Consider the following 4,832-nt stretch of genomic DNA (forward strand, 5'->3'; position numbering starts at 1 on the left):
GATATATGCACATAATCTGAAAGAAAAAAATAAAGCTAAAGAAAGTTTTGATGAAATAGTAAAAAATAGTTCAGATAAGAATTTAGTTGAATTAGCAGAAAATCAGTTAAAGTTATTAGGATATGAAATAGAAAAAGAGAAGAAAGAGACTGCAAATAAAATTTCAAAACCTGAGGTAGAAATCAGCAATTATCCCAATCCGTTTAATCCATCAACAGTTATCAGTTATCAGTTACCGGAAAGAAATTTTGTAACAATAAAAGTATATGATATACTTGGCAGAGAAATAGCAACACTTGTAGATGAATATCAAGATGCAGGTAGTTATAATGTAGAATTTTCAGCAGATAAATATAAGCTTTCCAGTGGCGTATATTTTTACACATTAAAAGCGGGAAAGAATTTTGTAGTTAAGAAGATGATGTTAGTGAAGTAGATGACAGTATACACAAGTGAAGCGATAAATATTGAAACTGCAAAGAATGCAGAGAAAGCGCAAAGTATTTAAGTTTTCTGCAGATAAATAAACATAATCAAGCAAAGATGAAGAAAGGGATTCTTCGCTTCGCTCAGAATGACAGTGTAAAGTGGACGTGTCATTCTGAAGGAGCGAAGCGACTGAAGAATCTCAAGAAGGAAATAAAAAAGAGATTCTTCACTTCGTTCAGAATGACAATGAAACAAGAGATACTTCGCTTTGCTCAGTATGACTGTGTGAAGGAAAGTGGTTAAATAAACATAATCAAGCAGAGATAAATTTCTTGATTTTTTTTTGAGATTTAGTAAAATTCAATTGCAGAAAATTTCTGGGCAGATTCTTTCGGTTAAGTAAGTTCATTTCACTTTACAGAAGATGATAGGTAAATGAAATAAATATTTGTTCCATCAAACTTGTCGAATAAATTAGGCTGAAAAAAATATAAAATATCGGTTGTAAAATTAGAAAAACAAATTATTGTTTTAATTTGATTTAAAAATCATTTTTAATTCAGTTTTCAGTGAATTTTTAGATGGAGAGAATAGAAATTTTACAATCATATATTTGTTATTGATAATTATAAATGGGAATTAAATAACAAATAAAAATGGGGGGAGCAAAAATGAAAAAAATTTTCTATTTCTTTAGTTTGATATTTTTAGTCAATTCATTTATTAATGCGCAGCAGCCGTATGTTATTAACAAAACAAATTTTTGCAAATAATTTATCTGGTGATTGTACTATTCTTATTTTAGGAGTAAAAAATGGTAAGTTATATTTATAAAAAATTATTGTGGTTTATTATTACAGGCTCATTTTTTTCTTTTACTTGTTGTAACGATAATATAGTGTCAAGTTCAAACTCAAATGAAGGACTCTGTATCTATGCAACCAAAATTAACATTAATTCAGATTTATCTTATCAATATATTGATTTAGAAAAAGCAGAATTAATAGGCGAGCCTGTTATATCTTACAATCAAATAATCTCGTATGATACAAGCACACATGTGCTAACTTTAAGTTTTTCACAGGATTCTCTTAAAAAGAGAATTGCTCAGATGAGTGCTTATGAAAACGTTAATGCAATTTATGGTATGCCTTTCATTGTTACATTAAACCAAGAAAAAATTTATGGTGGCTGGTTTTGGCTGCCTGTTTCCTCTATCCCTTGCCATTCAGTTGTTATATTGCTTGATAGTGTATCTAATTCATTAGCTCCTAATGAGATAAAAATACAACTTGGATATCCAGATGAAAATCAATTTAAAGGAATTGATCCAAGAAATAATAGAAAAATTATTGAGCGGTTGATTAAGGATCAAAAATTAAGGTGAATGTTATTAAGCAATTTGCTATGAGGGATTAAAATGAAAAAAGTCTTTTTAAAACTTATCGGTATCCTTAATTTGATGATTTTTGTTACATTAACTTTTTCTCAAGTAGATACGGTTTATGTTGTTAGTGATGCACCGATTTCCTAAGGAATTTGAATCAAGCTATTAATCCTATTAAATGCTGATAGAGGTCATTTTTATGTTTAGTGAATGTGAAATCCCAAAAAGCAACATAAATGAAATACTTCAATGAGAAAAATTATAAAACAAATAAATATCGCAATAGTAATACTTTTTATATTGTGCATAGGTTGTAAAGATAATGTAACTAATACAAGTTTAAATTTTGAGATTCACTTGTGTTATCAAAAGCAGGGTAATAATTCACATTGGCAAATATATATTGATAATATTAATGGAACTATTCAGAAAAACATATCAAACAATCCGAATAGCGATGTCTATGGACCCGTATGGTCGCCTGACGGAAAATATATTGCCTTCAGATATGATAGAGAAGATAGGGCTGGTTGTGATATATATTTATACGATATAGTGAATGAACAAAAAATTAATATTACACCTGAATTTACTTTGTCTGAAAGTGCTTTCCCAAAATTATGGTCTCCTGATAGTAAAAAAATAATATACTATTACCACAAAATAGGTGAACCACCCTGCTATTATATTATGAATGCTGACGGAACAGAAAAGAAAAAACTATTCGAAAGCGAATCAGTATCTCTAATATCTTTTTGCGATGATGGGAATTCAATTCTTTTTTCAAAGAATCAATTTTTATATAAAGTAAATCTGTTAAATATGTCTACAGAAATGATTTTAGATTTTAAAAAAATGAGTAATAATTCTATTTATGTAGATGGATATCATCCTGATTCCAATACAATACTCTGTCATGAGGATTCTAGTAGTTGGGACGGCGGAGCAACATTTTCAATAAAGAAAGTCAATTTAAATACGAAAGAAGTAGAAACTTTAGTTGTGTCTGAAAATGGAATCAAATTATTCCATCCAGTTTTATCAAATGATGGTTCAAAAATAGCATACATTGAAAAGAATAATGATAATAATATTTCCAGAATAATAATAATTAAAGAAGGTAATAAGATTAAGTTAAACGAATTGAAAAATAAAAATGAAAGTTACGGTCCTTATATTGAATTTAGTCCACATAGTAATTATTTGATTTATACTGTTCGTAAAGTATTTAGTAATGAATGGGTTAGCATTACTTATGATATATATGTTCTTAATATTGTGACGAGAGAAGCACATATTGTTGTTACTGAAGCCGTTGATCCTCATTGGAATCCGTTAATTAATTATTAACATCACAAATGATTTCAGGAGGCTTAAATGAAGACAAGAAGTGTCATTGTTTTTACTTTATTGCTTTTATTGTGGTGTGGTATGATAGTACATGCTCAAATAGAAGATCAATTTCAAAATGCCTTGGCAAGAATTACTAAAACTAATGATATTATTAAAGAAAAGGGGTACAAATGGAAAGCTGCACTAACTTCGATGTCTTTATTGTCAAAAGAAGAAATTAGAAAAAGATGTGGAATTATATCAGATTCAATCTTTAATCCGTTGGAACAAAAACAGAGCGGAGAAAAATTATACCATGAATGGAGAAAAACTACTAATAGCAGGTTAAATAAAACGACCACTTCAATCAATTGGCAAGAATGGATGAGTACCATAGAAGATCAAGGGGCTTGTGGAAACTGCTGGGCACATGCTTCAACTGGTGTGGCGGAAGGATTATTACATTATTTATACGGTCAAAATGTTAACGTTGATTTAGACGAGATGGAAATTACGAATAATGCGACTTGTGCTGAGGGCTGCGATGGTTGTTCTTATAGTAATATTGAATGTGGATTAGCTTATATAAAGAACTATGAAGTAACCTCAGAAAATCATGGACAATTTCCTAATCGTATTAATGCATACTATGCTGTAGCAACTTATTCAAAACAACCAGAAACAATAAATGCAATCCAAACAGCCTTAGCATCAAGTCCTGTATTAGCTACAATGTCGGTTTATACAGATTTTCTTGATTACTCGGGCGGTATTTATGAATATACTTCCGGTACTCATGAAGGTGAGCATGCAATAGTAATAGTAGGTTATGGTAATGAAGATAACATAGATTATTGGATTTGTAAAAATAGTTGGGGTGAAGATTGGGGTGAAAATGGATATTTTAAAATTAAATTTGGAGAATGTGGTATAGATTCCTATGGGAACTTTGTTACTGCAACAGTTAATTCAAATTCTTTTGCCTCATTTGTACCACAATTTTTTTCTCAGCCATCAGAAGCAGTTCAATTTTCAAGAGATGGTGAAACTACTTACATAGAAGGTTACTGTACATTGAATAATGATGTTTTGGTTTCATCAAATAAACAATTAAATATAACTTATGTATCTACCTTAGGTTTAAATATGAATTCAATAATATCAACAGACGGCATAATAAATATTGAAGACGGAGCAACAATAAACGGCTTACGAGCAAAATTAAAAAATACATATTCCTCAACATATAAAGGATTATGTGGAACTGTTCAAGCTGCAATCAATTATGCAGATGAACAAGATGAGATTCATATAGTAGGTGGTCCATACAACGAAAATCTAAACATCACAAATAAAAATAGTATTTCAATCTACAGTGGAACAATCAATGGAACTATAACAGCGACAAACTCACCAGGTTTGCAAATATTTGGAACGGAGTGTAATGCAATTTATCTGAACAACTGCACGTTTCCGGTATTTAATAATGTAAATATTTATGGAAGCGGCTCTGGAACAGGAGTGAGTTTTTACAATACGGATTATAATCCAGGAAATATGTTCAACACAATGGTTTGGAATTTTACTACTGGATTTTATGCAAGCAACAGCTGGTGTTACTTAAATTCCGGGAATATATTTTATGAAAACAGCAGTGCTATAGTATCTGCTTATAACTCAAACC

At 30.0% G+C, this 4,832-nt stretch carries 4 protein-coding genes; all 4 read left to right on the forward strand.

Going from position 1 to position 4,832, the window contains the following annotated elements; all coding sequences use genetic code 11:
• On the forward strand, positions 1-436 hold a 436-nt coding region (locus AC27L2_RS13645; protein ID WP_487212322.1), incomplete at its 5' end, for a T9SS type A sorting domain-containing protein.
• Between the two features lie 807 nt (positions 437-1,243).
• The gene (locus AC27L2_RS13650; RefSeq protein WP_487212323.1) at positions 1,244-1,816 is read left to right on the forward strand and encodes a hypothetical protein; all 573 of its coding nucleotides are present in this window, start codon (positions 1,244-1,246) and stop codon (positions 1,814-1,816) included.
• Positions 1,817-2,065: 249 nt separating this feature from the next.
• Positions 2,066-3,166 (forward strand): TolB family protein, encoded by a 1,101-nt coding sequence (locus AC27L2_RS13655; protein ID WP_487212324.1) that lies wholly within the window; start codon positions 2,066-2,068, stop codon positions 3,164-3,166.
• A 123-nt stretch (positions 3,167-3,289) separates the two neighbouring features.
• Positions 3,290-4,832: C1 family peptidase (locus tag AC27L2_RS13660; protein ID WP_487212325.1), on the forward strand; the 1,543-nt coding region annotated here is incomplete at its 3' end.

Source organism: Rosettibacter sp. KY25 (assembly GCF_057554405.1).